General features: G+C 64.9%; 23 protein-coding genes and 1 tRNA gene. 15 read left to right on the top strand and 9 right to left on the bottom strand.

Going from position 1 to position 23933, the window contains the following annotated elements:
* Positions 1-72 precede the first annotated feature (72 nt).
* Positions 73-159: transfer RNA gene (locus ACTUWL_RS15740), tRNA-Leu, on the bottom strand.
* 144 nt (positions 160-303) lie between these two features.
* On the opposite strand from ACTUWL_RS15740, the gene ACTUWL_RS15735 reads away from it, so the two are divergent.
* Positions 304-1272 carry a complex I NDUFA9 subunit family protein gene (locus tag ACTUWL_RS15735; RefSeq protein ID WP_021082576.1) on the top strand — a complete coding sequence of 323 codons (969 nt, stop codon included), beginning with the start codon at positions 304-306 and terminating at the stop codon, positions 1270-1272.
* A gap of 151 nt (positions 1273-1423) precedes the next feature.
* Here ACTUWL_RS15735 and ACTUWL_RS15730 read toward each other — a convergent pair whose 3' ends face one another.
* Positions 1424-2230, bottom strand: a complete 807-nt coding sequence (locus ACTUWL_RS15730) for an undecaprenyl-diphosphate phosphatase (RefSeq protein WP_021082575.1) — start codon at positions 2228-2230, stop codon at positions 1424-1426.
* Between the two features lie 263 nt (positions 2231-2493).
* On the opposite strand from ACTUWL_RS15730, the gene ACTUWL_RS15725 reads away from it, so the two are divergent.
* Genes ACTUWL_RS15725 through ACTUWL_RS15715 form a run of 3 tightly spaced genes read left to right on the top strand, consistent with a single transcriptional unit; the run spans position 2494 to position 5157 of the window.
* Positions 2494-3186 carry a glutathione S-transferase family protein gene (locus ACTUWL_RS15725; RefSeq protein WP_021082574.1) on the top strand — a complete coding sequence of 231 codons (693 nt, stop codon included), beginning with the start codon at positions 2494-2496 and terminating at the stop codon, positions 3184-3186.
* A complete protein-coding gene (queG, locus tag ACTUWL_RS15720; RefSeq protein ID WP_021082573.1) occupies positions 3135-4325 on the top strand; it encodes a tRNA epoxyqueuosine(34) reductase QueG in 1191 nt (396 codons plus the stop codon). The genes ACTUWL_RS15725 and queG overlap by 52 nt, the downstream gene beginning before the upstream one ends.
* 34 nt (positions 4326-4359) lie before the next feature.
* Positions 4360-5157 (top strand): acyl-CoA thioesterase domain-containing protein, encoded by a 798-nt coding sequence (locus ACTUWL_RS15715; RefSeq protein ID WP_035653705.1) that lies wholly within the window; start codon positions 4360-4362, stop codon positions 5155-5157.
* A gap of 129 nt (positions 5158-5286) precedes the next feature.
* Here ACTUWL_RS15715 and ACTUWL_RS15710 read toward each other — a convergent pair whose 3' ends face one another.
* Both ACTUWL_RS15710 and ACTUWL_RS15705 read right to left on the bottom strand, forming a co-directional pair.
* The gene (locus ACTUWL_RS15710; protein ID WP_021082571.1) at positions 5287-5754 is read right to left on the bottom strand and encodes a nuclear transport factor 2 family protein; all 468 of its coding nucleotides are present in this window, start codon (positions 5752-5754) and stop codon (positions 5287-5289) included.
* A 23-nt stretch (positions 5755-5777) separates the two neighbouring features.
* Positions 5778-6581 (bottom strand): alpha/beta hydrolase, encoded by an 804-nt coding sequence (locus ACTUWL_RS15705; RefSeq protein ID WP_021082570.1) that lies wholly within the window; start codon positions 6579-6581, stop codon positions 5778-5780.
* A 227-nt stretch (positions 6582-6808) separates the two neighbouring features.
* Here ACTUWL_RS15705 and infC point away from each other — a divergent pair, with 227 nt between their 5' ends.
* The 3 genes from infC to rplT all read left to right on the top strand — a co-directional run bounded on the left by infC (position 6809) and on the right by rplT (position 8302).
* Positions 6809-7348: a translation initiation factor IF-3 gene (gene infC, locus ACTUWL_RS15700; RefSeq protein WP_035653703.1), complete on the top strand. Its 540-nt coding sequence runs from the start codon at positions 6809-6811 to the stop codon at positions 7346-7348.
* Between the two features lie 319 nt (positions 7349-7667).
* On the top strand, positions 7668-7868 hold the full coding sequence (rpmI, locus tag ACTUWL_RS15695; RefSeq protein WP_008539890.1) for a 50S ribosomal protein L35: 201 nt from the start codon (positions 7668-7670) through the stop codon (positions 7866-7868).
* A 74-nt stretch (positions 7869-7942) separates the two neighbouring features.
* Positions 7943-8302 (top strand): 50S ribosomal protein L20, encoded by a 360-nt coding sequence (gene rplT / locus ACTUWL_RS15690; protein WP_018269297.1) that lies wholly within the window; start codon positions 7943-7945, stop codon positions 8300-8302.
* Between the two features lie 63 nt (positions 8303-8365).
* Here rplT and ACTUWL_RS15685 read toward each other — a convergent pair whose 3' ends face one another.
* Positions 8366-8776 carry a hypothetical protein gene (locus ACTUWL_RS15685; protein ID WP_021082568.1) on the bottom strand — a complete coding sequence of 137 codons (411 nt, stop codon included), beginning with the start codon at positions 8774-8776 and terminating at the stop codon, positions 8366-8368.
* A 195-nt stretch (positions 8777-8971) separates the two neighbouring features.
* On the opposite strand from ACTUWL_RS15685, the gene pheS reads away from it, so the two are divergent.
* The 5 genes from pheS (at position 8972) to ACTUWL_RS15660 (ending at position 14382) form a co-directional block, all read left to right on the top strand.
* Positions 8972-10054 carry a phenylalanine--tRNA ligase subunit alpha gene (gene pheS, locus ACTUWL_RS15680; RefSeq protein WP_021082567.1) on the top strand — a complete coding sequence of 361 codons (1083 nt, stop codon included), beginning with the start codon at positions 8972-8974 and terminating at the stop codon, positions 10052-10054.
* Positions 10055-10245: 191 nt separating this feature from the next.
* Positions 10246-10680: an endonuclease domain-containing protein gene (locus ACTUWL_RS15675; RefSeq protein WP_035653749.1), complete on the top strand. Its 435-nt coding sequence runs from the start codon at positions 10246-10248 to the stop codon at positions 10678-10680.
* Complete coding sequence (gene pheT / locus ACTUWL_RS15670; protein WP_021082565.1) at positions 10677-13085, top strand: phenylalanine--tRNA ligase subunit beta; 2409 nt, start codon at positions 10677-10679, stop codon at positions 13083-13085. The genes ACTUWL_RS15675 and pheT overlap by 4 nt, the downstream gene beginning before the upstream one ends.
* 121 nt (positions 13086-13206) lie before the next feature.
* A complete protein-coding gene (locus ACTUWL_RS15665) occupies positions 13207-13398 on the top strand; it encodes a hypothetical protein (protein WP_373011410.1) in 192 nt (63 codons plus the stop codon).
* Between the two features lie 39 nt (positions 13399-13437).
* On the top strand, positions 13438-14382 hold the full coding sequence (locus tag ACTUWL_RS15660; protein WP_021082564.1) for an MBL fold metallo-hydrolase: 945 nt from the start codon (positions 13438-13440) through the stop codon (positions 14380-14382).
* Between the two features lie 350 nt (positions 14383-14732).
* Here the strand turns inward: ACTUWL_RS15660 and ACTUWL_RS15655 are convergent, their stop codons facing one another.
* Positions 14733-16142 carry a flavin monoamine oxidase family protein gene (locus ACTUWL_RS15655; RefSeq protein WP_021082563.1) on the bottom strand — a complete coding sequence of 470 codons (1410 nt, stop codon included), beginning with the start codon at positions 16140-16142 and terminating at the stop codon, positions 14733-14735.
* A 198-nt stretch (positions 16143-16340) separates the two neighbouring features.
* Between ACTUWL_RS15655 and ACTUWL_RS15650 the strand changes: the two genes are divergently transcribed.
* Positions 16341-17222 carry a YiiX/YebB-like N1pC/P60 family cysteine hydrolase gene (locus tag ACTUWL_RS15650; RefSeq protein ID WP_021082562.1) on the top strand — a complete coding sequence of 294 codons (882 nt, stop codon included), beginning with the start codon at positions 16341-16343 and terminating at the stop codon, positions 17220-17222.
* Between the two features lie 146 nt (positions 17223-17368).
* Positions 17369-18967: a glycosyltransferase family 39 protein gene (locus ACTUWL_RS15645; RefSeq protein WP_021082561.1), complete on the top strand. Its 1599-nt coding sequence runs from the start codon at positions 17369-17371 to the stop codon at positions 18965-18967.
* On the opposite strand, the gene ACTUWL_RS15640 is transcribed toward ACTUWL_RS15645, so the two are convergent.
* Positions 18968-21094, bottom strand: a complete 2127-nt coding sequence (locus tag ACTUWL_RS15640; RefSeq protein WP_291734861.1) for a TonB-dependent receptor — start codon at positions 21092-21094, stop codon at positions 18968-18970.
* 217 nt (positions 21095-21311) lie between these two features.
* Here ACTUWL_RS15640 and nikR point away from each other — a divergent pair, with 217 nt between their 5' ends.
* Positions 21312-21749 carry a nickel-responsive transcriptional regulator NikR gene (gene nikR / locus ACTUWL_RS15635; RefSeq protein ID WP_021082559.1) on the top strand — a complete coding sequence of 146 codons (438 nt, stop codon included), beginning with the start codon at positions 21312-21314 and terminating at the stop codon, positions 21747-21749.
* A gap of 59 nt (positions 21750-21808) precedes the next feature.
* Here nikR and ACTUWL_RS15630 read toward each other — a convergent pair whose 3' ends face one another.
* Both ACTUWL_RS15630 and ACTUWL_RS15625 read right to left on the bottom strand, forming a co-directional pair.
* Entirely contained in the window at positions 21809-22756 is a 948-nt protein-coding gene (locus ACTUWL_RS15630; RefSeq protein ID WP_021082558.1) for a hydroxymethylglutaryl-CoA lyase, read from the bottom strand.
* A gap of 7 nt (positions 22757-22763) precedes the next feature.
* Complete coding sequence (locus tag ACTUWL_RS15625; RefSeq protein WP_021082557.1) at positions 22764-23933, bottom strand: CaiB/BaiF CoA transferase family protein; 1170 nt, start codon at positions 23931-23933, stop codon at positions 22764-22766.

Here is a 23933-nt window from a genome sequence, read left to right as displayed (position 1 = left end):
CGGCGGCGGGTGACGGCGTCGCCGCACCCACCCCGCGGATGCTGAGCGATTTCAATCGCTTATGAAAATGGGTGGTGCCCAGGAAAGGACTCGAACCTTCACGGCCGTTAAGCCACTGGCACCTGAAGCCAGCGCGTCTACCAATTCCACCACCTGGGCGTGGGCGCGTTAGTAAGGTTCGGTTACGCGCTTGTCAAATTCAGGAAACGAAAAATCGAATACCCTGTACATGGTGGGGTCGATGGCGTATCGCCAGATGGCTAACCCACGTCAATAACTCCCGAATCCGACAGGAACCACCCCATGGCATCGAACCTGGACACCACAGTCACGGTCTTCGGCGGATCGGGGTTTCTAGGGCGGAACGTGGTCCGGGCGCTCTGCAAGCGCGATTACCGGGTCCGCGTCGCGGTGCGGCGGCCGGAACTGGCCGGCCATCTCCAGCCGCTCGGCCGGGTCGGGCAGATTCATGCCGTCCAAGCCAACGTCCGCTACCCGGCCTCGGTCGAGGCGGCGATGCGTGATTCGCAGGTCGCCATCAATCTGGTCGGCATCCTGGCCGAGGGCGGCGGGCAGAGCTTTGACGCGGTGCAGGTGAAGGGCGCCGAGACCATCGCCAAGGCGGCGGCCGCAAATGGCGGGCGGATGGTCCATGTCTCGGCGATCGGGGCCGACGAAAATTCGCTGTCGGGCTATTTCCGCGCCAAGGCGGAGGGCGAGAAGGCGGTGCAGGCGGCGCTGCCGTCGGCCACCATCATGCGGCCGTCGCTGCTGTTCGGGCCCGAGGACCAGTTCACCAACCGCTTTGCCGCGCTGGCGCGGATCTCGCCGGTGCTGCCGCTGGTCGGCGGCGGCGTCAACACGGTGCAGCCGGCCTATGTCGCCGACGTTGCGGACGCCGTGGCGGATGCCGTCGATGGCAAGGCGAAGCCGGGCGCAACCTACGAGCTCGGCGGCCCGGAAGTGCTGACCATGCGCGAGGTGATGCAGATCATCCTCCAGATCACCCAGCGCGACCGCATGCTGGCGCCGCTGCCGTTCGGCCTCGCCAAGCTGCAATCCTACGTCCTGCAATTCGCGCCCGGCCCGTTCACGCTGACGCCGGACCAGGTCGCGATGCTGCGCGTGGACAATGTGGTGTCCGACGCCGCCAAGGCCGCCGGCCTGACCTTCGCCGGCCTCGGCATCACGCCGGATTCGATGGAAGCGATCGCCCCGCAATATCTCTGGCGCTTCCGCGCGACCGGGCAGTTCCAGAAGAAGAGCGCGTAGGCCGCTCTCTCAACAGGTCGTCCCGGCGTAGGCCGGGACCCATAACCACCGCAGCTCATTGTTGCAGCGGGCTACGGCCCCAACGTCGTGCCAAACTACCATTCGGGGTAATGGATCCCGGCTTTCGCCGGGACGACGGTTGGAGTTTCCCTTACCGGCCCATCGCCAGCGCGATCAGGCCGAGCGTGCCGACGATCACGCGCCACCAGGCAAAGAAGGTGAAGCCGTGGCGGGTGACGTAGTTGAGGAACGTCTTCACCACGACCATCGCGACGACGAACGACACCACGAAGCCGACCGCGATCACGCTGAGATTGTCTGAGGTGAAGTCGGCGCGGTTCTTGTAGAAATCATAGACGAACGCGCCGACCATGGTCGGGATCGCGAGGAAGAACGAGAACTCCGCCGCCGAACGCTTGTCGGCGCCGAGCAGCATCGCGGCAACGATGCTGGCACCTGAGCGCGACACGCCGGGGATCATCGCCAGGCACTGCGCGACGCCGATCCAGAAATACATCAGCAGCGGGAACCGGGTCGCATCGTCCTCGTACACTTTCAGATCGAGCTGATCGACCCACAGCAGGACGGCGCCGCCGACGATCAGCGTGAAGCAGACCACCCACGGATTGAACAGGAATTCCTTGATGTATTTGCCCGCGAGCAGGCCGATCACGACCGCCGGCAGGAACGCCACCAGCACGCCGATCACGAAACGGCGGTCGTCGGGATTGGAGAACATGCCGAGCGCGACACGCCACAATCTGCCGAAATAGAGCACCAGGATCGCGAGGATCGCGCCGAGCTGGATCAGGATCGCAAAGCTCTTCCAGAAATTGCCTTCGCCGAGATTGAAGAAGCGTTCCGCGAGCAGCAGGTGGCCTGTCGAAGAAACCGGCAGGAACTCGGTGACGCCCTCGACGATGCCGAGAATCACCGCCCGCAGCATATCCGTCATCATGATCTGATCTGCCCTGTGTGGAAAACCGGATTCTTCTCGCTTATTCGCACATTGGCCGCAATCGCAAAAAATCGTCAAACAATGGGTTACCCGGCCGATTTGCTGGGCTATAGCGTTTTTGTGACCCGCACGATCTGCGGGGGCGGCTACCGGTTTGCGTGCCGACGCGACATAGAGACGAGCGGAACTGGCCTCGCCAAATCGCACGGCCGGGCCGCACAGGTTGATGGTTTCTTAAGCGCCGCGAAACTACCAAGGGCTTCATGTACACGCTGTATCACCACCCGTTCTGTCCGCATTCGCGATTCATCCGCCTCGTGCTCGGCGAGTATGGCCTCGATCTGCGCCTGGTGGAGGAACGGGTCTGGGAGCGGCGCGAGGCGTATCTCGCACTCAATCCGGCAGCGACCACGCCGGTGCTGATCGCCGAGGGCTTTCCACCGATTCCGGGCGCGCCCATCATCGCCGAATATGTCGACGAGACGCACGGCCTCGATGCCGGCGAGCGGCGGCTGCTGCCGACGTCGTCGGCCGAGCGTGTCGAGGTGCGCCGCCTGATGGCGTGGTTCAACGAAAAGTTCTTCGAAGAAGCCTCCAACCCGCTGGTGACCGAGCGGATCTACAAGCGCTTCATGAGCGAGGACAATGGCGGCGGTCCGCCCGCGCCCGACATCATGCGCGCCGCCAAGGTCAATGTGCGCTATCATCTGAGCTACATCGGCTGGCTGGCGAAGACGCGGAACTACCTCGCCGGCGACCGCCTCACCTACGCGGATCTCGCCGCCGCGGCGCATCTCTCGGCGATCGACTATCTGGGCGACGTGCCATGGAGCGAGGACGACGCGGCAAAGTCGTGGTACGCGCGGGTGAAATCCCGCCCGTCGTTCCGCCCGCTGCTCAGCGAATGGCTGGCGGGAGTGCCGGCGTCGCGCACCTATGTGGACCTCGACTTCTGAACCCGGCGGTCAGGCTCTCTCCGTCCGATCTCAAGGCGGCGCTGCAACGCGAGGCGCGCGCGCTCGGCTTCGATGCCATCGGCATCACCGATCCTGACGCGACCAGCGAGGCCGGAAAATATTTCCTCGAGTTTCTCGGCTCCGACGGCCATGGCGACATGGATTGGCTCGCGGCCAATCCGGAGCGCCGCACCGATCCGCGCGCGCTATGGGCTGGCGTGCGCTCGATCATCATGCTCGGCGTCAATTACGGGCCCGACGATGATCCGCTGAAGCTGATCGCGCGCCGCTCGCAGGGCGCGATCTCGGTCTATGCGCAGGGCGACGACTATCACGACGTGATCAAGAAGCGGCTGAAAGTGCTGGCGCGCTGGCTTGCCGCTACGACCGGCGACGAGGTCAAGGTGTTCGTCGACACCGCGGCCGTGATGGAGAAGCCGTTGGCACAGGCGGCCGGAATCGGCTGGCAGGGCAAGCACACCAATCTCGTGTCACGCGCGTTCGGCTCCTGGCTGTTTCTCGGTGCGATCTATTCCGCGACTGAGTTGCCGCGCGATGAGAGCGACACGGATCATTGCGGCAGCTGCCGCGCCTGCCAGGACATCTGTCCGACCGCGGCGTTTCCCGCGCCCTACAAGCTCGATGCGCGGCGCTGCATCTCGTATCTGACGATCGAGAACAAGGGTCCGATCCCGCACGAATTCCGCAAGGCTATCGGCAACCGCATCTATGGCTGCGACGATTGCCTCGCGGTGTGCCCCTGGAACAAGTTCGCCGAGGCAGGACGCGAGCAGAAGCTCGCAGCGCGCGATGCGTTGCGGGCGCCTGATCTTGCCGATCTCGCGCGGCTCGACGATGCCGCGTTTCGCGCGCTGTTCACCAAATCGCCGGTCAAGCGCATCGGCCGCGACCGCTTCATCCGCAATGTGCTGGTTGCGATCGGCAATTCCGGCAATGCCGGTCTCGCCGGAGAGGCGCGGCGCCTGCTCGACGATGCGAGCCCGCTGGTGCGCGGCGCCGCGGTGTGGGCGCTGTCACAACTGATCGCACGCGATGCGCTCGCCGCACTGGCGTCGCGAGCCGGCGACGAGCCCGACATCACGGTGCAGCAGGAGTGGGGCGCGGCTGCCGCCCCTTGATTTCATCGCGCCATTCCCGTCATGGTCGCCCGCCATGACAAACCAGCCTTTCTTCACCAGGCACGGCGACGGCTTCATGCCGACATCAGTTGCCAACGGCCCCTGGAGCCCGGAATCGATGCACGGCCGCGTCGTGATCGGCCTGCTCGGCTTCGTCATCGAGGAGCGCCACGGCTCCGACGATTTCGTCCCCGCGCGGCTGACCGTCGACATGTTCCGGCTGCCCAACATCACGACGCCGGTCGAGGTGACGACCCGGCTCGTGCGCGACGGGCTCCGCATCAAGGTGATCGAGGCCGAGTTCATCTCGGGCGGCACCAGCATGGCGCGCGCCTCCTGCCAATTGTTGCGCCGGACGGAAAATGCGCCGGGCAACGTGTGGTCGCCGCCGAACTGGCGGGTGCCGGCACCGGCGGAGATTGCGAAGCCGACCGATCCGAGGCTCGGCATGAACGGCAAATGGGAGACGCGGCCGATTGTCGGCCATATGGGCTCGCTCGGCGAGCGGCGGCTCTGGATGAGCGAGGTGCGCGAGCTCGTCGAAGGCGTGAAGATGACGCCGTTCGTCCATGTCGCGACCGGCGCGGACTTTGCCAGCCCGTTCGCCAATGCCGGCGACCAGGGCCTCGGCTACATCAACAGCGACGTCACGATCTATCTGCACCGTTTGCCGGTGACCAACTGGATCGGCTTCGAAGTGGTGAACCATCACGCCACCGACGGCATCGCGATCGGCGAGTGCTGGCTCTATGACGAGAAAGGCCCGATCGGCACCTCCACCGTGGCCGCGCTCGCCCAGCGCAAGCCGATGAGCAACCCGCCGCCGCCGTAGGACTTCCCCACCGTTATTCCGGGGCGCGCGAAGCGCGAGCCCGGAATCCATCAGGCCGCAGGCGCTGACGGAAAAATGGATTCCGGGCTCATCGCTTCGCGATGCCCCGGAATGACGGCGGAGAATAGCTCACGCCAAATGCCGCTTCATCTCTTCCCGTGCCCGCAGCGCAATGCCCTGCTTGCCGACGATCTTGGCGATCCGCTCCGGTGCGAAGTTCAGATCGACGAAGGCGGGCGCGGTGTTGGCGACCTCGTGGTATTCCGTGATCCTGCCGTCGCGCAGCCGCATGATCGCGACGCCCTCGAACATCGCACGCGCGCCCTTGGCCTCGGGCAGGGTCGATCGGTAGCTGAACGTGTAGCGCGCGTAGAGCATCGTGCCGTCGCTGACGGGATCGTGCATGACCCAGCGGAAATCGGTCGCGGTCCGGTAGAACCAGTCGTCGATCATCTCGGCGATTTTGGCGCGCCCCTCGAAGGCGCCGTAGAACACGTCGTGATAGACGCCGTCCTCGGTGAACAGGTCTGCAAAGCGCTTGCCGTCGCGCCGTTCGACCGCGTCGCAGAACGCGCGCAGCATTGTTGTCGTGTCCATTGGCTTCTCCCTGTGCAGGGAGCTTAACCGATCTCCGCCACCGCGGCGATGATCCGCGCGATGTCCTGCGGCCGCGACAGCCGGTGGTCGCCGTCCTGGATCATGGTCAGCACCACGTCCTCGGCCGGCAGCCGGTGCACCAATGCGAACGCATGCTTCCACGGCACGTCGGGATCCTGCGCACCCTGCAGGATCCGCACCGGACAGCCGACGTCGATCTGGCTGCCGAGCAACAAATGGTTGCGGCCCTCCTCGATCAGATTGCGGGTGATCGGGTAGGGCGAGCCGTCGCCATATTCGGATGGACGCAGCCACACGCCCTTGGTCTCGATCTCGGCGCGGATCTCGGGCGAGAAGCCCTTCCACATCAATTCCTCGGTAAAGTCGGGCGCTGGTGCGATTAGCACAAGGCCGGCGAGTTGCGCCTTCCTGCCACCTCGCCGCGCGATCTCGCGCGCGAGCAGCAGCGCCATCCAGCCGCCCATCGAGGAGCCGATCACCACCTGCGACCCGCTGCAGAATTGCGAGAACACCGCAACGCTCTCCTCGAGCCAGCGGCCGATCGTGCCGTCGGCGAACTCGCCGCCGGATTCGCCGTGCCCGGAATAATCGAACCGGACGCAGCTGCGGCCGTGCTCGGCGGCCCATGCGTCGAGGGCGAGCGCCTTGGTGCCGGTCATGTCGGACTTGAAGCCGCCGAGCCAGACCAGGCCAGGCGCGCTGCTGGCGCCGCCGGCGCGGGCGCGCACCGCGATCCGGCGCGCCTCCCGGCCCTCGCCGACCTCGATGAAGGCGGGTTCCTGTCCGGATGCGGCGGTTTCGCTCATGGTTCGGTCACTCGCGTGTCAGACATCTGCTTTTCAATCGTCACGTGGCAGCGGTCAACGGCAGCCGGCATGCCTTGCGGAGCAGATGTGCCCGCTATATGTGCCGGGCGTGGCCAAAATGCCTCGCAATTGACGGTTTTGCCGCTTAAGGAAGCGACTTCGCTTGCCCGCCGCAGCGTCTTGCTTCAAAATATCCGCCTCCCTTTCACAACTTTGGAGAGTTACCCATTCGCCGTCCCAATAGAGCCCCGCCCACAGTCGCAAAAGACGGGCCGCGCACCAATGATGAGATTCGCAACGCACAGATCCAGCTGATCGATGCCGATGGTGTCAACCAGGGCACCGTCGAAACCATGGTGGCCATCAAGATGGCCATGGAAGCCGGCATGGACCTCGTCGAGATTTCGCCGAACACCAGTCCTCCGGTCTGCAAGATCATGGACTACGGCAAGTACAAATATTCCGCGCAGAAGAAGGCCGCCGAAGCTCGCAAGAAGCAGAAGGTCGTCGAGATCAAGGAAATCAAGCTCCGCCCGATGATCGACGATCACGACTATGACGTGAAGATGCGCGCGATGCAGCGCTTCTTCGAGGAAGGCGACAAGGTCAAGATCACCTTGCGCTACCGTGGTCGCGAGATGGCGCACCAGGAGATCGGCACCAAGCTGCTGGACAAGGTGAAGGCCGATGTTGCCGAGTTCGCCAAGGTCGAGCAGGACGCCAAGTTCGAGGGCCGCCAGGTCGTGATGGTGCTGGCGCCGCGCTAGTTCGAATGAGTCGCTTTGTTGAAATTGAACGGCCCGTCAGGCGATCTGGCGGGCTGTTTCGTTTCTCGTAGGCCGGATGCAGCCAACGGGGACTACCCGGTTCCGACCCCGATTTCCCGCTTCAAACGTTGCAAAACCGCCGATCCTCTGTCATAAGCCGGGCCTTCGCCGCCCGGCTGATCAAGGGCTGCCGTGGCGACGTCTAGTGCAGGTTCTTTCAATTCGGAAAAAACCATAGCACTTTCAACGCTCTAACGAGCATTTTAGCCGGCCGGACGCCTCTCGGGGCGATTTTCGTGCTGTGCAATAGGAGAGCTAAATGCCCAAGTTGAAGACCAAGTCGGGCGCTAAAAAGCGCTTCAAGGTGACCGCCACTGGCAAGGTCATGCACGCCCAGCGCGGCAAGCGCCACGGCATGATCAAGCGGACGAAGAAGCAGATCCGTCAGCTCCGCGGCACCCGTGTGCTGTTCAAGACCGACGGCGACAACGTCAAGAAGTACTTCTTGCCGAACGCCTGATCGCGCTCATTCGCTTGAACCCTGCCGCCCCTCGCGCGGCGCCCCGTCTCTTCTAGATCTCAAGGATTTCCGTCATGTCTCGCGTCAAACGCGGTGTGACCGCTCACGCCAAGCACAAGAAAGTCTACAAGGCCGCCAAGGGCTATTACGGCCGCCGCAAGAACACCATCCGCGTCGCCAAGCAGGCCGTCGAAAAGGCCGGCCAGTACGCCTTCCGCGACCGCAAGCGCAAGAAGCGCACCTTCCGCGCACTCTGGATCCAGCGCATCAACGCCGCGGTCCGCCCGTTCGGCATGACCTACAGCGTGTTCATCAACGGCCTGTCCAAGTCGGGCGTCGTCGTCGACCGCAAGGTGCTGTCGGATCTCGCGATCCACGAGCCGGTCGCGTTCCAGGCGATCGCCGAGAAGGCCAAGGCGGCGCTGGCTGCCTGATCTGAGCATGATCCGGAAAAGTGGGTACCGGTTTTCCGATCAGACTATGCTCAAAACAAAGGCCTAGCGGGCTTTCGGGCCCGCTTTAAGCGCCTTCTGCGAAAAGCGCTGGGCGACGATCGCCCGGCAGAACGCCGTGAACGAGCGGTACATGGTGCCGCTTTCGTTATCGTATTTGTGGTCGCAGCGCTTGAGCTGGCCGGCGTAGAGCTTCTTCTGCGAAGCGCCGAGGCCGGACAGGAAGTCCGCCTCGCATTTCTTCTCGACCACTTCGCCGAACTGGACGTCCCCGCTGGCGCCGTATTCGCACGCCTCGAAAATCTTCATCGCGCGGTTGCAGCTCGGCGCCTTCTGAAGCTCGGCGATGATGTCGTCCATCTGGGTCGATTTGGCGGGACATTCCTCGGTCGCGGCACGTGCCGTTCCGAGCATCAACAGGACCGCCGGCACGGCGAGGCAAGATCGCAGCAACATCGCGTGGGTCTCCTTCAGCTCCCCTTGGGTAGCCCGGTCTCCGCGCTGGGTTCAATGCAGCCGGCCGTTAGCCCGAAATGACCGGCTTTTTGCTTGACGTTACGGCCTTCGGGCGGCGACAACCCAGCCGAATTTTGGCGCATGGTTCGGAAGCCGGCTCTTCCCGCCGGATCATGCTCAGCGCAGGAATTGACCGTGTCCGACCTCGCAACGCTCGAAACATCCATCCTCGACCAGATCGCCTCCGCTGCTGACGAGGCCGCCCTCGAGGCGGTGCGCGTTGCAGCCCTCGGCAAGAAGGGCTCGATCTCGGCTTTGCTCGCCACCCTTGGCAAGATGTCGCCGGACGAGCGCAAGACCGAGGGCGCGAAGATCAACCTCGCCAAGGATGCGGTGACGCAGGCGCTCGCGGCCAGGCGCGACGTGCTGAAGGCGGCCGCGCTCGATTCGCGTCTCGCCGCCGAGACCATCGACGTCACGCTGCCGCTGCGCGATGCGCCGGCGGAGACCGGCCGTATCCATCCGCTGAGCCAGGTGTGGGACGAGCTCACCACCATCTTCGCCGACATGGGCTTTGCGGTCGCCGAAGGTCCCGACATCGAGACCGACGACTACAACTTCACCAAGCTGAACTTCCCCGAAGGCCATCCGGCCCGCGAGATGCACGACACCTTCTTCTTCAATCCGAAGGACGATGGTTCGCGCATGCTGTTGCGCACCCACACCTCGCCGGTGCAGGTGCGCACGATGCTGAGCCAGAAGCCGCCGATCCGCATCATCTGCCCGGGCCGCACCTATCGCATCGACTCAGATGCGACCCACACGCCGCAATTCCATCAGGTCGAAGGCCTCGTGATCGACAAGGGCTCGCATCTCGGCCACCTCAAATGGATCCTGCACGAATTCTGCAAGGCGTTCTTCGAGGTCGACCACATCAACATGCGGTTCCGACCGTCGTTCTTCCCGTTCACCGAGCCGTCGCTCGAGGTCGACATCCAGTGCCGCCGCGACAAGGGCGAGATCCGCTTCGGCGAGGGCGAGGACTGGATGGAGATTCTCGGCTGCGGCATGGTGCACCCGAACGTGCTGCGCGCCTGCGGCATCGACCCCGACGTCTACCAGGGCTTTGCCTGGGGCATGGGCATCGACCGCATCGCGATGCTGAAATACGGCATCGCCGACCTCCGCCAGCTGTTCGAGAACGACATCCGCTGGCTCAACCACTACGGCTTCAAGCCGCTCGACATCCCGACCATCGCGGGGGGATTGAGTTCGTGAGTCTCGTTGAGACCACCGACGCGGCGCGAGCCCACACCCTGTTCCTCCCCTGCAAGTGGGAGAAGGAATGGATGGAGTACGCTCACCGGCTTCGAATGGATACGAAGACCCTGTCGACGAGAGCGGTCGGACTCCCTCTCCCGCTAGCGGGGGAGGGCTGGGGTGGGGGTCTCGCCGCAATGGGGCTGCTAATGGTCGATCCCGAACATCCGGACTGGAAGGTCTCCGAGGGACTCCGTTCCAACGCACGTGCGCTTCGCAAGAATGCGACCGATGTCGAGCGAATCCTCTGGTCTGAGCTGCGCGGCAATCGACTGAACGGTGCAGTCTTCCGCCGTCAGGTGCCAATCGACAACTACATCGCCGATTTCGTCTGCCACGCGGCAAAGCTCGTGATCGAGCTCGACGGCGGTCAACACTTTTCAGACGAAGGAGAACGCGCCGATGCCGCGCGCTCGGCCGTTATCGAAGCGAAAGGCTTCAAGGTGCTTCGCTTCAGCAATCTCGACGTCATGACAAATCGTGCAGGCGTCCTCGAAACAATCGCCGCTGCCATCGCGGAGAGAGCCCCCACCCTAACCCTCCCCCGCAAGCGGGAGAGGGGACAAGAGAAATCATCGTCATGAAGTTCACCCTCTCCTGGCTGAAGGAACATCTCGAGACCGACGAGCCGCTCGAGAAGCTCGCCGACAAGCTCACCATGATCGGGCTCGAGGTCGAGAACATCGAGGACAAGGCGAAGGCGCTTGCGCCGTTCACCATCGCGCGCGTGATCTCGGCCGAGCAGCATCCGAATGCCGACCGGCTGCGCGTCTGCATGGTCGACACCGGCGACGGCGGCGCGCCGGTGCAAGTGGTGTGCGGCGCGCCGAACGCCCGTGCGGGGCTGATCAGCGTGTTCTCGCCGCCCGGCACCTATATCCCCGGCAAGGACATCACGCTCGGCGTCGGCACCATCCGCGGCGTCGAGAGCCGCGGCATGCTGTGCTCGGCGGCTGAGTTGCAGATCTCGGAAGATCACGACGGCATCATGGAGCTGCCGGGCGACGCGCCGCTCGGCAAGGGCTATGCCGATTGGGCCGGGCTCGGCGATCCCATGATCGAGATCAACCTGACGCCGAACCGGCAGGACTGCACCGGCGTGCACGGCATTGCGCGCGATCTCGCCGCCGCCGACATGGGCAAGTTCAAGGATCCCGGGATCAAGCCGATCAAGGGCGAATTCCCCTGCCCGGTCCAGGTCAAGGTGGAAGACGCCACGCTGTGCCCGGGCTTCGCGCTGCGGCTGGTGCGCGGCGTCAAGAACGGTCCGTCGCCGGAATGGCTGCAGAAGCGGCTGACCTCGATCGGCCTGCGCCCGATCAACGCGCTGGTCGACATCACCAACTTCATGACCTACGACCGCGCCCGCCCGCTGCACGTGTTCGACGCCAAGAAGGTGACGGGCAACCTCACGGTCCGCCGCGCCAAAGACGGCGAGACGTTGCTCGCGCTTGACGGCCGCACCTACACGCTCGACAGCAATGTCTGCGTGATCGCGGACGAGCACGGCGTCGAATCGCTCGCCGGCATCATGGGCGGCGAGGCCTCGGGCTGCGACGACAACACGACGGATGTACTGATTGAGTCCGCGCTGTGGAACGAGATCAACATCGCGCAGACCGGCCGCAAGCTCGGGATCAATTCGGACGCGCGCTATCGCTTCGAGCGCGGTGTCGATCCGGCCTTCATGGTGCCCGGGCTCGAGCTCGCGACCCGGCTGGTGCTGGAGCTGTGCGGTGGCACGCCGTCCGAGAACGTCGTGGTCGGCAAGCAGTTCGGCGAGGATCGCGTCATCGATTTCCCGCTCACCGAGGTCAAGCGGCTTGCCGGGATCGAGGTGCCGCTGGTCGAGGTGAAGCTGATCCTGACCCGGCTCGGCTTCATGCTGGCCGGTACCGGCCCTGTGGTGAAGGTCGCAGTTCCGTCCTGGCGCACCGACGTGCAGGGCAAGGCCGACATCGTCGAGGAGATCGTGCGCATCGTCGGTGTCGACAAGGTGCCGATGACGCCGTTCGAGCGCGGCGAGGAGCCGCGCAAGCCGGTGCTGACGCCGATGCAGCTGCGCACCCGCCGCGCCAAGCGCGCGCTCGGCGCCCGCGGCATGGTGGAAGCCGTCACCTGGTCGTTCATCACCAATGATGCGGCAAAACTGTTCGGCGGCGGCCAGAGCGAGCTCGTGCTCGCCAATCCGATCGCGGCCGATCTCTCCGACATGCGGCCGAGCCTGCTGCCCGGCCTTGTCGCGGCCGTTCAGGCCAATATCAACCGCGGCACGCCCGACGTCGCGCTGTTCGAGGTCGGCCAGGTGTTCCGTGGCGATCGTCCAGAAGACCAGCTGGTGGCCGCTTCCGGGGTGCGCCATGGCTACGCTTCGTCGAAGGGGATCGGACGGCACTGGACCGGTGCGGCCACGGCGGATGCGATGGATGCCAAGGCCGACGCCTTCGCCGTGCTGGCAGCTGCCGGCGCGCCGGTGCAGGCGCTGCAGATCGTGCCGGGCGGCCCTGCCTGGCTGCATCCGGGGCGTTCCGGCACCATCCAGATCGGTCCACAGAACGTGCTCGGCTATTTCGGCGAGCTGCATCCGCGCGCGGCCGAGGCGCTCGGCGCCGACGGCCCGATGATCGTGTTCGAGGTGATCCTCGAACGCATCCCGCAGGGCAAGCAGCGGGCGACGCGCGCCAAGCCGGTGCTGGAGCTCTCGGCATTCCAGCCGGTGTCGCGCGACTTCGCCTTCATCGTCGACCGCAGCGTCAAGGCGGGCGACATCGTCCGCGCAGCGCAGAATGTCGACAAGAAGCTGATCACTGACGTGACCGTGTTCGACGTCTACGAAGGCAAGGGCATCGATTCCGACAAGAAATCGATCGCGATCGCGGTGACGATCCAGCCGCGCGAGAAGACGATGACCGACCAGGAGATCGACGCGGTTGCGGCAAAGGTCGTTGCCGAAGTCACCAAGAAGACCGGCGGCACGCTGCGGGCGTGACGCCGCGTGCGTGATGGCGACGCGAGCGATCCGCTGTTCTCTCTCCCGCATGCGGAGTACCTGTCACCGTCACCCTGAGGAGGCCGCGTAGCGGCCGTCTCGAAGGGTCGACGGCCCGACTGTGGCCGATTCATCCTTCGAAGCTCGCTCCGCTCGCACCTGGCGGCACGCCGATCGTCGCCTATTGGCTGGGGCGCCCGATCGCGTCGGCAAGGCCAGCGAGCAGGTGTTTCGTACGATCTGCTCCGCGCTGATCGCTGCCGCCGTCATCGTCGGCCTGCGGGCGCTTGATGGCATTTTGCGCGGCGGCTAGGGTCGGCAGAACTCGGAAGACGTCTGCGGGAGGAACACCATGATCGATCGCCGCACTACACTGAAACTGGCGCTCGGCAGCGCCGCCATGCTCGCGTCGCCTGTCGTGCGCGCGCAGAATGCAAAACCACGCACCCGGATCGTGTTCCTCGGCACCAAGGGTGGCCCGCGCGTCGGCATCGGCGCTGCCAATCCAGCCAATCTGCTCGTCGTCAACGACACCCCCTTTGTCATTGATTGCGGCATGGGCGTCAGCCGGCAGCTGGTCACCGCCGGCGTGCCGATTCCCTCGGTGAAATACATCTTCATCAGCCATCACCATTCCGACCACAATCTCGAATACGGCAATCTGTTCTACAACGCCTGGGCAGCGGGCCTTTCGACGCCGATCCATTCGTTCGGTCCCAAAGGCATCGAGGCGATGACCCGGGAATATTGGGAGCTGAACAAGTTCGACGTCGAGACCCGGATCGCGGATGAAGGCCGCCCCGACCCGCGCAAGCTCCTGATCGCGAAAGACATCACCGACGATGGCGTGGTGCTGAAGACATCGGATGTCACGGTCACCGCGTTCCGCACGCCGCATCCGCCGATCACGGACAACTTCGCCTACAAGTTCGAGACGCCGGATGGCGTCGTCGTGTTCTCCAGCGACACCGCCTACAATCCGAAGCTCGCCGAGTTCGCCAAAGGTGCCGACGTGCTGGTGCACGAATGCCTCTATATCCCGGCGGTCGATCGCCTCGTCGCAAAGACCAAGAACGGCGCGACTCTGAAGAAGCACCTGCTCGACAGCCACACCTCGACCGAAGACGTCGGCCGCATCGCCGCTGCCGCCGGCGTCAAAACGCTGGTGCTGAGCCACTTCGTCCCCGGCGACGACCCCGATGTCACCGACGACGACTGGACCCGTGACGTAAAGACGAACTTCAAGGGCCGGATCGTGGTCGCGAAGGATCTGATGGAGCTGAAGCTGCCGGTGTGAGGGGCGCGATCTTATCTCACCGTCATTCCGGGGCTCGCGAAGCGAGAACCCGGAATCCATCGGGCCGCCTGTGCCGTGGACGAATGGATTCCGGGTTCAGCCCTGCGGGCTGTCCCGGAATGACGAGTGAGTTGGGCAGGACGCGGCCCTGCGGCCACACACTCGATGTCGTCCCTGCGAACGCAGGGACCCATACGCCGCAGCAGATGTTGCGGTCGGGAGCCGTCGTTCCAACATCGCTCCCCAACAACGATTCGTGGTTATGGGTCCCTGCTTTCGCAGGGACGACATCTGTTATGCGGCGGAATCTGCCCGCAAATCCAGTAGCGAAGCCCGATCTCAGCCGACACTCAATTCATCGGCTCGGCCGATCGCGGCGTGCGGCGCTTGTGTTTGGCGGCAGGTGCCGGCGTCTCCGGCGCGGCCTCCTTCACTCCGCCGATCCTGCGCAGCGCGGCGTCGGCCGCGCGTTCGCCGCTCTCCCAGGCGCCGTCGACCGTTCCCCACAGCGTCTCATGGGTGGCCTCACCCGCCAGATACATCGCACCGATCGGCTCGGTCAGGATCCGGCGCGAGAACTGCGCGCCGGGGGCTGCGGCCGACATTGCCCCTTGAATGAAGGGCTGCGCATTCCAGCGCGTCGCGCTGGTCTTCTTGATGGATGCTCCGACCTCGCTGCCATAGAGCCTGGTCAGCCATTCCACCGCGAACGCAGCCATCGCTTTCTCGCCTTGCGCCGACAACTCGCGGCCGAACGAGCCCGCGACATCGATCGTGCACAGCGAGGAGCCGGCGATGTTGCCGTAGAGCAGCGCGGTCCTGGTCGAATTGCTCTGCTCGATGATGACGTCATCGTGCGACAGCCCGAGCGGGTTGCCGGGAATCTCAAGCGCAATCCGATCGTAGCTACCGAGGCCGAGTTTCGCGACGGCATCCAGCGAGCGCTTCGGGAGCTCGGGCGCAAACTTGATATTGCCGCTCGCCAGCACGTTGCTCGACACGGTGACGATGGCGGCGCGTGCGACGATCTTGCCGGAAGCCGTCTCGACCGCCACGTCACGATTGCTCCACAGAATGCGCTGCGCCGGCGTCGACAGCACGAGCGGCAGCCCCTCGCCGAGTTTCGCGATCAGCGCGCCGAGGCCCTGCCGGCAGGCGATCGCGGTGTTGCGGTCCTGCGCGCGCACCTTGTCGACGGCGGAGAGATCCTTCAGGTCCTTGCCGCTGAAACTGGCGCCGAGCAGGAATTCGGCGGTGCCGGCCCAATCGCCGAGGTCCTTCGGCATCACAGCGGCGCAGGCGATATCGGCCTTGCGCGAGGCGTCGTCGATGGCGCGATTGGCGCGCACCAGCGCCGCCAGAAACTCCTCGGTCTCGCCGGGGCGGGCGTAGCGCCGACCGATGCGAATCTTCTGGCCCGCAGGCGCCGTGACGATGTCGAGGCCCGCGGAACGCGCCAGCCGGATCATCGGGTTGGTTTCGGGATTGTGCATCCAGCGCGCGCCACGGTCGAACGGCACATCGAATGTCGATGCGTCGGTCTGGCAGCGGCCGCCGACCTGGCCGGATGCCTCCACCACGATCGCCTTGCGGTTCGCGGCGGCGATCCGTCGCGCCGCGGCAATGCCCGCGGCACCGGCGCCGATCACGACGATATCGGCCTCGCGCGGCAGCGGCGCAGCAAGCGCCCGCCCGCCCAGCACCGGCGCCAGCGCAAGACCTGCGGACGCCGACAGGAAATCGCGGCGGTTCACGGGCATGACATAGCTTCTGGCATGGTTTCCGGGGACTTGCAGAGAATGGGAACGCTTCGCGAACTGTGCCGCATCTCACCGATCGCAGCAACACTCATGGTAAATCAATCATGATTGATCGACTGAGCGCATGAACTAAATTGCAACGGCTTGCGACCATGATTAGGTGGAGACAAGCGGTCATAGAACCGCTGGGGGGAATCCATGGGCGTAATGCTCGATACCGTCGGTAAATGGATCGCGGGGTACCTGTCGAAGGAAGTGCCCGGCTACGAGCCGTTCACGCCGAGCGACCCCGACCATTTGCGTGGCATCATCCAGGAGGGCGATGTCCTGCTGGTCGAGGGCAACAACCGGATCTCCGGCATCATCAAATACCTGACGCAGTCGACCTGGTCGCACGCCGCACTGTTTGTCGGACCGATCGACGGCGCGTTCGAGCCTGACGGCGAACAACACGTGCTGATCGAGGCCAATGTCGGCGAGGGCGTGACCTCCGCGCCGCTGTCGAAATATTTCACCTACCACACACGGCTCTGCCGGCCGGTCGGGCTGTCCTACGAGGACCGCACCACGGTGTGCCGCTACGCCATCAACCGGATCGGCTTCGGTTACGACACCAAGAACATCGTCGACCTCGCGCGCTATCTGTTTCCGCTGCCGATCCCGCAGCGCTGGCGGCGGCGCATGATCGCGTTCGGCTCCGGCGATCCGACCAAGATCATCTGCTCGGCGCTGATCGCGCAGGCCTTCGACGCCGTGCGCTATCCGATCCTGCCCAAGATCACCCGCGCCGCCAGCCGCAAGGCGCGCCGCGAGATCCTGCATATCCGCGATTCCTCGCTCTACATGCCGCGCGACTTCGACATCTCGCCTTATTTCGAAATCGTCAAACCCACCATCGTGCACGGTTTCGACTACACGGCCCTGCACTGGGCCGACAAGCAGAAGCCGCTCCAGGAGGTAGCGGGCGAATTCAGTGTGTTTCCAGAGCACAGGTCGCCGCCGCTTGTTCCTGAAGCGATTGACGAAGAGGCGCCGCTTCCGGCTGCGGAAGTGATGGCCGCGGAGCCCACGCGGGGATAGCGGGACTCGTCGACCACCATCTGGAATCCGCCTCATCGTCCGGCTTCGTCGTTGAGTTCTCGCTACCGCATCACTAGGGTGCGTGCGCTTCTCGCTCGCTTTCATTCGGTAGTTTTACGGTGCTTCGGTTGATAGATTTCTCGGCGATGGCCGCGGCGTCGGAGAAGCATCCGGCGCGCTGGCGCCGTCCATTCAACATCTGGCTGGAGGGAATCGAGACCGGCTGGTCGATCCCGCTGCTGCTCGCACTCTTTGTCGCAGTCTGGACGGCGTATCTGGTCGTCGCCTATCTCGGCGCCGGCCTGCACCCCGACGTGCTCGAGACCTGGACGCTCGGCCGGCACCTCGCGTGGGGATACCACAAGCATCCGCCGATGATGGGCTGGATCACCCGGGGATGGACCGCGGTTTTCCCGCTGACCGATTGGTCGCTGCAGCTGATGGCGATGGTCAATGCAGCCGTGGCGCTGTGGGCGGTCGACCTGATCTCGCGCCGCTTTGTCCGTGGCGAGAAGCGGGTGATCGTCCTGCTGCTGGCGATGCTGCTGCCGGTGTATCAATTCCACGCCCAGCGGTTCAACGCCAACACGGTGCTGCTGGCATCCTGGCCGCTGGCGACCTACTGCTTCCTTCGCGCGTTCGAGGCGCCACGGCAACTCGGCTGGGCGATCGCGGCCGGCGCGGCCTGCGCGCTCGCGATGCTCGGCAAATATTATTCGATCTTCCTGGTCGCGAGCTTCGTCTTCGCGGCCGTGCTGCATCCGGATCGCCGCCGCTATTTGCTGTCGGCCTCACCCTGGATCTCCACGCTGGCCGGAATGCTGGTGCTCGGCCCGCATCTGCACTGGCTCGCCACGACTGGAGCAACGACATTCGACTATGCGCTCGCGCATGCCGGCGTCGACCATGTCGCCGCGCTGTGGGAGGTGGCCTATTTCATCACGGGGCTGATCGCGGCGCTCTCGGTCGCGGCGGTGACCTGGGTGTTCATTGCCGGCCAAAGGCTGGCGCAGCTGCCGGCCGATTTCCGCGCAATGAACCCGGGGCTCCGCCTGCTGCTGCTGGTCGCAATCGGCACCATCTTGTTTCCGGCGATCGTGTCGCTTGCGATCGGCACCGACCTGCCCTCGCTCTGGGCGGTGCAGGGCCTCTTCCTGTTCATCGTGCTGATCGTGTGCGGAACGAGCTACCCGATCGAGCGCTTCTACGCGGTCAACCTGACCGTCATGGTGGCGGGCATTGCCATTCTCGCGGTTGCCGCCGGCGCGCCGATCCACGCGCTCTATCGCCACGCTTACGGTTATGAAGAGGGCCGCAGCTTCTATCATGCGATCGCGACCGAGCTCACCGCACGGTGGCACCATGCGGTCGGGACGCCGCTCGTCTCGGTCAGCGGCGACGACGCACTCGCCTTCGCTGCCGCCTTCTACAGCCCGGATCATCCGTTCTATGCCCGGCCGTTCGCCTATCAGTACACTTGGGGTTTGCCGCGCAAGACCACGCTCGATCGCGGCTGGGCCGCATTGTGCTTCGCAGACCAGGCGGACTGCCTGAGCTGGATGGCACGCACGGCGTCGCGCGCCACCAACCTCTTTCGTTCCGAGTTCGATGCGCAGGCAACGTTGCTGGGCAGGCCCGGCCGGACGCGCCGAGTCGTGTTGCTGATCGTACCGCCCTCCCGCGAAACCGCCCCGGTGCAGCCCGGCGTCGAGGATTTCAGCTCGAGCCGCCGCACGCGCGACTGATCAGAACGTTGCCGCCAGCGTCAGCCGGACGGCAAGCGGCTCAGCAGGATGCACATGACGGTCCGCGACGCCGTCGATCGGCTCCCCCGGCAGACGGGAGAGATAGTAATACTCGATCTGATTGGTCTGTGCGTTGAAGAGATTGAGGACGTCGAGCTGCAGCCGCATCCCATTGTCGAACTTATAGCCGGCGCGGGCGTTGACGATGAACGACGACAGCGAGCGGACGCTGTCGTCCTCGATCAGCGGGCGCGGGCCGAAATAGCGGGCACGCAGGCTGCCGAACCAGCCGGTATCGCGGCCGAAGGTAACGCCGCCGCTGGCGACCCAGCTAGGCGCCCCCGGAATGAAATTGCCGACCGGATCAAAATCGGTGAAGCGAGCGCGGGTATAGGCCAGATCAAGGTCGAGGCTCATCCAAGGCAGCAATTTGTATTGATTGGTCCACTCGACGCCCACGCGCCGGCTCGGCCGGCTCGGCTCGGTGGTACCGGCGTCACCGACGAACAGCAGTTCGGAATCGAAGTCGAGCACGAATACCGCAAGCGACGAGGTCAGCCCGTCGACCGCCCTGGTACGGATGCCGAACTCGGCGCCCTTCGAGCGCACCAGCAGCGGCACGCGTTCGAGCGGCGTCACCTTGTCGTTGGGATCGACCGTGATGGTCGCGCCCCTGATATCGTTGGAATGCAGGCCGAACCCCGCATTGCCGTAGAACTCGGTCTTGGACCACGGACCGAGCACGATGCCGGCCTTCGGGCTCGTCATCGCCGCCTGCGCGTTGCCGGAGTTCTGCGGCGTGTCGCTCAGCACATGGCCGGCAAAATAATCCTCGCGAATGCCGACCGTGGTACGCAGCCAGTCGGTCCAGCGCGCGGTGGTATCGGCCCACAGCGCGACGCTGCCCTCCTGCACCTGGTCGTTGCGCACCGTGGACAGGATCTCGCGCTGCGCGGTCTTGAACAGGCCGACATTGATGTCGTCGTAGCGGGTCTGCACGCCGACCCGGGCCTGGGTATCGATGCCCGCGATGCGAATATCGGCGGCATGGCTGGCATCGAAGCCGTAGACGGTGCGCCTGTCGGTCTGGCTGAACTGGTCGCCATTGACGGGATCGTCGAGGAAGTAGGTGAAGTCGTTGTAGAGCTGCAGCGACGAGCGGATCACATAGGCGTTGAGCTTGGTCTGTCCGTAATCGCTCGACTGCGCCCAATTGCCTGACAGGCTGAAGCGGCTCGACGTGCCGCCGTCGGTCGGATCGAGCGAGCCGTAGCGGCCGATCAGGCCCTGGTCGATGGCGCGCTGCGCCACCTGGTCGGTCGAATTCCAGCCGTTGGAGTAGGCCATTGCGGTCAGCGAGAAGCCGTCGGTCGCGGTGCCCTGGCTGTAGCGCAGCACGCCGTTGAGCTTGCGGACGTCGTCGGGCACGTCCCACGGGCCGTTGTACTTGTTGGCCTCGAAAGCTGCGAGCAGCGTGCCGTCGCCCACCTTCGTCGAGCCTGCGGCCATCGCGCGCTGATAGCCGAAACTGCCGGCGGTCAGCTCCACGATGTTCTTCGAGAGCCGATCGAGGTAGTTGATGTCGACAGCGCCGGCGGACGCGAAGTCACCCTTGTCGGCATAATACGGCCCCTTTCGGACGTCGACCGACTGGATCAGCTCCGGAATCAGGAAGTTGATGTCGGCATAGCCCTGGCCGTGGCCATGGGTCAGCATGTTGACCGGCATGCCGTCGACGCTGATGGCGAGATCGGTGCCGTGATCGAGATTGAAGCCGCGCAGAAAATACTGGTTGGCTTTGCCTTCGCCGGAGTGCTGGGTGACGATCAGGCCCGGCACCGCCTCCAGGACTTCGCCGACGCGCGAGACCGGCCGCGCGTTCAACTGCTCGCCGCTGATCTGCCGCTCGCTGGCTGCGGCGGGTTGCAGATTGGCGGCAGGGATCGTCGCAGCGCCGGCGGTGATTCCGTCGTTCGGGGAATTCGGCGGACTCGGTGGCAGCGCTGCGGGCCTGTGGCCGCCGGCGGCAGCATGGCGCGGGCGTTGGGACGGCCTGGCGCGCTTGGGCGGCGCTTGAGCAGGCGACGTCACCGTGACCGGCGGCAGCTGGCTCGGTGTGACAGCCACGGTCTGCGCTTCGGCGACCGCCGCGCACGCTGCAATGGATGCGGCGGGAAATATCCGCCAAACAGTACGACGCAACACCCATGCCCCCGCATGATACCTGTTACAGTCACGCGACAACCGCACCAGCACAAACCAAACCCGGCCAGCGAACGCTAGCAAGCGTAGTATGACGTTACAAGAGAAATGTCATACTGGCGCTCAGCAACACGGATAGTCCATGCAACGCATCACCATCACCATCGAGGATGATCTGCTCGCGGAGATCGACGCCGCCGCCGAGGCGCGCGGCTACCAGAACCGCTCCGAGATCATCCGCGACCTCGCGCGCGCCGGTTTGCAGCAAAGCGCTGAGGAGGCGCCGTCAGGGCAGTGCGTGGCCGCGCTGGTCTATGTCTATGATCACGCCGCGCGCGACCTGTCGAAGCGGCTGGTGCAGAATTTCCACGGCCATCACGACCTGTCGCTGGCGACGCTGCACGTGCATCTCGACGACGACAGCTGCATGGAGGTGACGGCGCTGAAGGGCGCCAGCAGCGAAGTCCGCCATCTCGCCGACCACGTCATCGCCGAGCGCGGCGTGCGCTACGGCCGCGTCGTGATGATCCCGACCGCGGCGGACAAGAAGCCGCGCAAGCGCGGGCATGGGCACGATTAAGGATGCACGGCAGCTTAGATGGGTAACGGGCCGGCCCGTTGCCCCATCTACGAACGTCGCTACGCCGCCTTCGCTCTCGTGCCACGCGGCAGGCCGGCACGGGCGAGGCCGCCATAGAGCGTTTCGCCCGGCATCTCAGCTTTCAGGATGGAGCGCACTTCGATAAGGCGATCGAGATCGATGCCGGTCGGAAATCCCTTGCTCTCGCAGAGGAAGACGAGGTCCTCGAACACGACATTGCCGGTGGCGCCCGGCGCGAACGGGCAGCCGCCGAGGCCGCCGAGCGAACCGTCGAGCACGCGGGCGCCTTCATCAAGCGCGGCCGAGGCATTGGCAATGCCCATTCCTCGCGTGTCGTGCAGATGGACGCAGACCGGCTTGGAGCCCGCGATCTTCACCGCGCCACGGGTCAGCTCGCCGACCTGCTTCGGTCCGGCATAGCCGACGGTATCGGCGATCGCGACCATGTCGACGCCGACCTCGTAGAGCTTCTCGGTGAGGCGCAACACCTCGTTCGGATCGACCGCACCGACGATCGAGCAGCCAAGCCCCATCGAGATCGCGGCATTGACCAGCGGCCTGTGCGCGCTGGCGTCGCGCAGCTCGCAGAGGCGCCTGATGTTCTCGATCGCGGATTCGCGCGAGCGGTTGGCATTGGCCTGGCTGTGCTCCTCGGTCGCCGACACCACCGATGCGATCTCGGCGACGCCGGAGGCCAGCGCCTCATTGACGCCGCGCTCGTTCAGCGCCAGCGCGACGCCATGCGCGCCAGGCAGCGCGGCGACAGTGGCGATAACGTCACGGACATCGACGAATTGCGGGAAGGTCTTGGCCGGCAGGAACGAGCCGACCTCGAAATGCCGGACGCCGGCGGCATATTCGTCGCGCACCCAGCGCTGCTTCGCCGCGGTCGAGGGGAACGTCTTCACGAGCTGCAGGCCGTCGCGCAGGCCGACCTCGCGCAGGCTCACTCTGTCGTTGGGATAGATATCGTGGACCCGGGTCATGTCAGCCTCACGCAGCGTTTCCAGTTGACGAAATTGTTTGTTGATCGAGCTCGGCACGGACCGCCTCGGTATCGGCGCCAAGCACCGGCACTGTCAGGCCTTCGCCGATATGGCGTCCGTTCCATTCGACCGGCAGCGCGGGGACGCGGAACGGCTTGCCATCGACATTGACATTGTGAACGAGGCCACCCGGACGCAACACATGCGGGTCCTGCAACAGATCCTCCGGCCGGTTGATCGGCGAGAAGCAGATGTTGAGCGCGTCGAGCCGCGCCGAGAGGTCGGCCACGTTCCAGCCCTTGATCACCTCGGCGACGCGCGGAATGATCCGGTCGCGCGCCATGATGCGGTCCGTGGTGCTGCGCAATGTCGGATCGTCGGCGAATTCCGTCAGGCCAAATTCGCGGCAGAAACTCTGCCAATGGCCTTCGGTCACGACGCCGATGAAGATGCGATCCCCGCCGGCGGCATCGAAGATGTCGTAGATCGGCCAAGCGTGCTCGCGCTCCGGCATCGAACGCGGCTTGCGCCCGGTCATCTCGTATTCGACCATGTGCTGGGCAACCAGGAACAGGCAGTTCTCGAACAGGCCGATGCGGATGTCGGCACCGTCAGCCTTGCCGCAGCGCCTCTGATAGAGAGCGGCGAGGATCGAGATCACCCCGAACATGCCGCCCATGATGTCATTGGCGGAGGAGCCGACACGTTGCGGCTTGTCGCGGGTACCGGTCATCGCGGCGAGCCCCGACATCATCTGCACGACCTCATCGAGCGCCGGGCGATGATCATAGGGACCGGAGAGAAAGCCCTTGTGGCCGGCGATGATCAGGTGCGGGTATTTCGCGCGCAGCTGCTCGGGCCCGAGACCCTGCTTGTCGAGTTGACCGTCGCGGAAATTCTCCAGGAACACGTCGGCGCCGGCGAGCAGCCGGTGCATGGTGTCGCGGTCCTCAGGTTTGGCGAGATTGAGCACCACGCTGCGCTTGCCACGGTTGAACAGCGGGAAGAACGAGACGCCCATGCCGCCGAGCGAGCGGGTCTTGTCGCCGGCCGGAGGTTCGACCTTGATCACTTCGGCGCCGAGTTGCGCCAGGATCATCCCGCAGGTCGGCCCCATCACCATGTGGGTCATCTCGACGACCCTCACACCCTCCAGCGGCAGTCCGCTCCCGGTCAT

This window comes from Bradyrhizobium sp. WCU1 (assembly GCF_053474805.1).
This window is presented reverse-complemented; position numbering and strand designations above follow the sequence as displayed.